We start from the raw sequence: 5,349 nt of genomic DNA on the forward strand, positions 1-5,349 counted from the left end.
ACAACTCCGACTCCGGTAACAACTCCGACTCCGGTAACAACTCCGACTCCGGTAACAACTCCGACTCCGGTAACAACTCCGACTCCGGTAACAACTCCGGCGGAAAGTCCAACTCCGGCGACAACTCCGACTCCGACTCCAAATCCTGTTGACTCTGACAGCATTGGTGGCGGTAATGCCGACGATCGCATTTGCGACGAAATTACCTTACCTGCGATCGATTCAATTCCAGGGCCGAATTCAGTCGATCGCACTTTCAACGGCACTGAGGGCAACGATTTCCTCATCGGTAGCAATCTCAACGACGCTATCAACGGTTTCAACGGGAACGACATTCTGCTGGGCGGAAGCGGTAACGACAATATTTATGGCGGGCGGCCCAGCAATATCCCTCTTGGCCCGAATGCAGACAAAGACTTGTTATTTGGCGGCAGAGGTAATGATTACCTCAACGGGGATGCCGGCGACGATCTCATTTTCGGTGGTAAAGGCGATGATGTGGCGATCGGTGGCAAAGACGATGACTTGATTTGGGGTGACAAGGGAAACGACACTCTGGTGGGGGCTGAGGGTAACGACTGCTTGTTTGGAGGCAGTTTTGACCCGTCTAGCCCGGACTCTACCGGACGCGATTTGCTGTTTGGCGGTGCTGGTAACGACTTCTTGAATGGAGGAGATGCTGCGGATACTCTGGGCGGTGGAGAGGGCAACGATACGCTGAACGGCGGTAAGGGCGATGATGTTCTGGTGGGGGGTACGGGCAACGATCTGCTGCTGGGCGATCGCGGTACTGATAGCATTTGCGGCGCCGATGGGGACGATACTATTTTCGGCGATCGCGCGATCGACTTAAACGGATCTCCAGATTCCCTCTGTGGCGGTGCGGGTAACGATTTGCTGTTTGGTAACGGCGGTAATGACAACCTCTGCGGTGATGACGGCAATGATACTCTGTACGGCGGTAAGGGTGATGATACTTTGACTGGGGGTTTAGGTAACGATATTCTCAGTGGTGGTGTTGGGCGCGATCGCTTTATTTTAACCGCAGGTGAAGGCAGCGATGTCATTGCTGATTTCACTAAAGGTGAAGATTTGCTAGTGTTAGCGGGCGGTTTAACTTTTGCTCAACTCACTATTACCCAAAGCCCTAATGCAGGTGCGATCGCGATTTCTGCGAACGGCCAACTGTTGGCTACTGTGAATAAAGTGGCTGGTAGTGCGATCGATCGCAGTGATTTTATCCTGTTTGGGTGATAAAATTAGCCGTAGGGTGCGTCAATCGATTTTAGATTTTAGATTTTAGATTTTAGATTTTAGAGGCTACCCTACTTCTACTTCTACTTCTACTTCTGACGCTGAAATAATCGATGTTTCCGGCTGATAAATTGAGAGGCTTTTAATAATCTCCAGAAATTGCTGCAAAATAGTCGATGAATCATTCTGTCGCCAAACCGCAGTTAAGTTAGTGGTTGTCGTTTGTTCCAGAATCGGACGATAGACCACTCCTTTGCGTTGAAGATTCTGGACGTGAGATGGCAGAATGCTAATACCAGTTTCGCCTGCAACCAACCCCAAAATCGTGACCATAAAGACGGCTGTTTGAACAACTTTCGGCACAAATCCTGCTTGCGAACATAGATGGTAAATTTGTTCAGACAAACCCGCCACAACTTGATGCAGGGGCATGACAAATTCTTCATTTTTTACGTCAGCAAGCGAAATTTGGGATTTGGCTGCCAGCGGATGGTTTTTAGGTAAAACGGCGACAAGTGGTTCTTCCGTGATAGACATCGTTTCTAAATCATTGTCTTCCGAGATTTCGTGGTAGAGATACAGAAAAATGATATCAGTTTGGCGATCGCGCAATCTCTGAATTAGAAAAGCACTATTTTCTTCCTGTAAAATCAGTTTTACCTCTGGATATCGCTGTCGAAACGTTCGCAGCATCTCTGGAAAGACACCATTCGCGATCGAACTCGTAAAACTCACCGTCAAGTGACCCAATTCACCTTGATGAATGCGCTGGGTTTTATGTACCCCTTGTTCTAACAGTGCCAGAGTTGCACGAGATTCTTCTAAAAACGCCTGTCCTGCTGGAGTTAGCCCAATTGGGTGACTTTTGCGATCGAATAGTTGCACGCCCAATTCAGTCTCCAAATCTTTAATTTGGTTGCTTAGGGGCGGTTGCGAAATGTGCAATCGCTTTGCCGCATTGGTAAAGCTCAGTTCGTCTGCCACTGCAATGAAGTAACGGAGATGGCGAAGTTCCATAGATTTTAGATGTTAAACTTTAAACTTGGAAATGAATAATTACTATAGCGGTTATTGAGTAGATACTGCCATACTTCTTGAGTATATTCTTATATTAAAAAAAGTATTTGACATCTAATAATAACTTGTTTATTTTGGAAGTAATAGTTAGAAAATTTGGCGAGCAATTACGATTTTAATTATCACAAAACGAGGATTATTTATGTTGTCGCACGTAATTCGACGAGTTGCAGTTGTCGGAGGAACCCACGGAAATGAGTTAACAGGAGTTTACCTGATTAAGAAGTTTCAACAATTCCCAGACTTGCTGAAACGATCGACCTTTGAGACAGTTGCCTTATTAGCCAACCCGAAAGCGGTGGCGCTGAATCGGCGTTATGTCGATCGCGATTTGAACCGTTGCTTTAGCCGCGCAGATTTGGCTAACCCAGACTTGACGGGTTACGAGGACACACGCGCTAAGGAAATCTCCGCCCAACTATGTCCTAAAGACCAAAACGGGGCTGATTTCATTATCGACCTCCACAGCACAACGGCGAACATGGGGCTGACAATTTTACCGTCTAGCAAACATCCATTCAATTTACAATTATTAGCCTATTTAAGCGAACTCGATCGCTCAGTTCGAGTTTGTTTCCGAGATGAGGATGGTCAGGATTCGCCAATGTTGCGATCGCTATCTGCTTTTGGTTGCACGATAGAAGTTGGGCCCATCGCCCAGGGAGTCGTTAACGCCCATCTGTTTCAGCAAACCGAAAGGCTGGTTCGCACCATTGTAGATTATCTCGATGCCACAAATCTGGGCAATCCGCTAGTTATACCATCACATTTAACTGCATATCAGGCGATCGTTTCCGTAGACTACCCGAGAAATGCTGTAGGTGAAATGCAAGCCACTATCCATCCCCAACTTCAGTTTAAAGATTACGAACCCTTACATCCCGGTGAACCGATGTTTCTCACATTTACGGGAGAATCGCTCCCCTATCAAGGAGAATCTACAGTTTTCCCTGTATTCATTAACGAAGCTGCTTATTATGAAAAGCACATAGCGATGCTTTTGACTAAAAAACAACAGCTTCAGCTTAAAACTGCATAAAATCCTATCCCATCGTCAATTACCAGAAACAAAAAAGGTTTGTAGTGAGGACTTCAGTCCGCATCCATCCCAGGACAGAATTTCCAACTATTGAACCAATCTTACTAAGGTTTGTAGTGAGGACTTCAGTCCGCATCCATCCCAGGACAGAATTTCCAACTATCGAACCAATCTTACTAAGGTTTGTAGTGAGGACTTCAGTCCGCATCCATCCCAGGACAGAATTTCCAACTATCGAACCAATCTTACTAAGGTAATTCGAGCGGACATGATAGACAGCCTTTCTCAAAAATATGAGGTATGACTGAAAGCTTATATAACGACGAAACTAAGAGGGCTAAAGCCCAACTACATACCTCATCTTTCGATCGGGCATGATAGATATAACTCCCCAATGATTCAAAATATGACTTTTATGACATTAGGGTTATGACTTTTATGAATTCAAACAATGAATTTATGAAGTGACGTATCATCTCGCCTGTGTAATAATGTTAATTAACTTCAAGTCAATAAGTATTAGGTAAATGTAGGCAAAAAGGTGTGGGTAGATGGTGGGTAGGTAGGGTGAGAGGTAGTGAGCAAATCCCCCCCCCCAAGTATGTTGGCGATGTAATCGGGCTTTAAGGGGCTGTTTTTACCCTTTTCCGGGGCTAATAAACGCGAGATGCTATCGGAAATGAATGATTTTGTATTACTGCGGGGAATGTGTACTACAGGAAGCGGTAGGTAGGTTTGTTTTGGCTGTTTATTCAGGGTGAAAACCCCATATGCAGATTACATATGGACTATCGAATGGGAATATAGACAATAAAAAACCCGCCTTATTAGGGCGGGCTGGATTGGGGGGGGTTAGATGTCAGTTAGTTGAACCGTTGTGTCAATCCCTAGGTAATGGCGTTGGATGACCTCTACGCTGTTACCGCAGGCGGTAGCTAACAGAAGTAAGTCAGTGCCAGCGTGGGCTTGTAGGGTGATGAACGTATGGCGGGTATGGTAGATAGATAAGCGAGAACTTATCGCGCCAGAATCAGCCAATCCCGAAACAATACCAGGGTAGACGTACTTAATACCATTCTTTATTGAATTCCTATGGTCTCAGGGACGTGGTTGCTTTTTGCTTGCATATTCAGTTTTCAACGTTCTGTAAGGGCTTAAATTTCTATCAGGCTTCTATCAAACTAGCTGTTTATTCCCACCTGATAGTCAATATTTAATGTACATATGTAGGTTATAGTATGAGTATAGCAGGTTGTTAGCAAGTTGAGTACATTTTGACAACAACAGCCAACCCAAATGGGATAACAGTCTAGAAACCACAGCAGCAACTATTCCGAAACATTAGACAAGATTGCAAAAGTCCTTATTAATCAAATTTTGGGACGGGCTAGAAGCCCATCCCACAAGAAAAAAGATTTTTGTGGGATGGGCTTCTAGCCCGTCCTAAATATTTTTGCAAGAAGTCTATTAGCCGATCGCCCTACAACCCCACGAATCTGTCTTCTGGGAGGCTTTGGGAGCCCGATCGACCAAATACCTGTCAATTAAACTGGTATTTTTAGCTTGGGGATTTATGGCAATTACTCGCGTTTCTGTAGACTCAGCAGGCAATCAGGCGATCGCCCCTGGAGATTTCTTCTCTGTTTAGAGATCTGGTTAGCAAAAAAATCGGTAGTGCTGTCCCCACTGGCGAATCTTGTATATAAGACAACACGCTTGGGATAAGACTGTCTTGCGGATAACAAGGATGTGAAAAAGATACACTGCGATCGATCTCTGGGCAGCGCAATCATCAAAAAAGCTTAACCCAAGCTTATTGGACTGTATCCAGGTTTTAACGAGTAAAGTGCTGGGATTTTTTCTCGGTTAATTTCGGTTAATGGCGTTGCTGAACTAGGGTATGATGAAATGGTCGTCGGAGCGTCACAAATCACACACATTTAAAAGGAATATTATGCAATGCCCGGAATGTCAGTCTA

The 5,349-nt window shown here is 45.0% G+C and carries 4 protein-coding genes; 2 read left to right on the top strand and 2 right to left on the bottom strand.

Translation table 11 applies throughout. The features are described from left to right. The coding region (locus tag JGK14_RS33370; protein ID WP_325315983.1) for a calcium-binding protein at positions 1 to 1,254 on the top strand (1,254 nt) is incomplete at its 5' end. 66 nt (positions 1,255 to 1,320) lie between these two features. Here JGK14_RS33370 and JGK14_RS33375 read toward each other — a convergent pair. After that, on the bottom strand, positions 1,321 to 2,271 hold the full coding sequence (locus JGK14_RS33375) for a LysR family transcriptional regulator (RefSeq protein WP_325315984.1): 951 nt from the start codon (positions 2,269 to 2,271) through the stop codon (positions 1,321 to 1,323). A gap of 202 nt (positions 2,272 to 2,473) precedes the next feature. Between JGK14_RS33375 and JGK14_RS33380 the strand changes: the two genes are divergently transcribed. Then, positions 2,474 to 3,370 carry an aspartoacylase gene (locus JGK14_RS33380; protein WP_325315985.1) on the top strand — a complete coding sequence of 299 codons (897 nt, stop codon included), beginning with the start codon at positions 2,474 to 2,476 and terminating at the stop codon, positions 3,368 to 3,370. 1,467 nt (positions 3,371 to 4,837) lie between these two features. Here the strand turns inward: JGK14_RS33380 and JGK14_RS33385 are convergent. After that, the gene (locus JGK14_RS33385; protein ID WP_293182746.1) at positions 4,838 to 4,981 is read right to left on the bottom strand and encodes a hypothetical protein; all 144 of its coding nucleotides are present in this window, start codon (positions 4,979 to 4,981) and stop codon (positions 4,838 to 4,840) included. Positions 4,982 to 5,349: the final 368 nt, after the last annotated feature.

The sequence above is a fragment of the Microcoleus sp. PH2017_28_MFU_U_A genome, assembly GCF_020738035.1.
Taxonomy (GTDB): Bacteria; Cyanobacteriota; Cyanobacteriia; order Cyanobacteriales; family Microcoleaceae; genus Microcoleus.

Coding starts and splice junctions, on each gene's coding strand:
- JGK14_RS33380 (WP_325315985.1), top strand. CDS start 2,474: ATGTTGTCGCACGTAATTCGACGAGTTGCAGTTGTCGGAGGAACCCAC.
- JGK14_RS33375 (WP_325315984.1), bottom strand. CDS start 2,271: ATGGAACTTCGCCATCTCCGTTACTTCATTGCAGTGGCAGACGAACTG.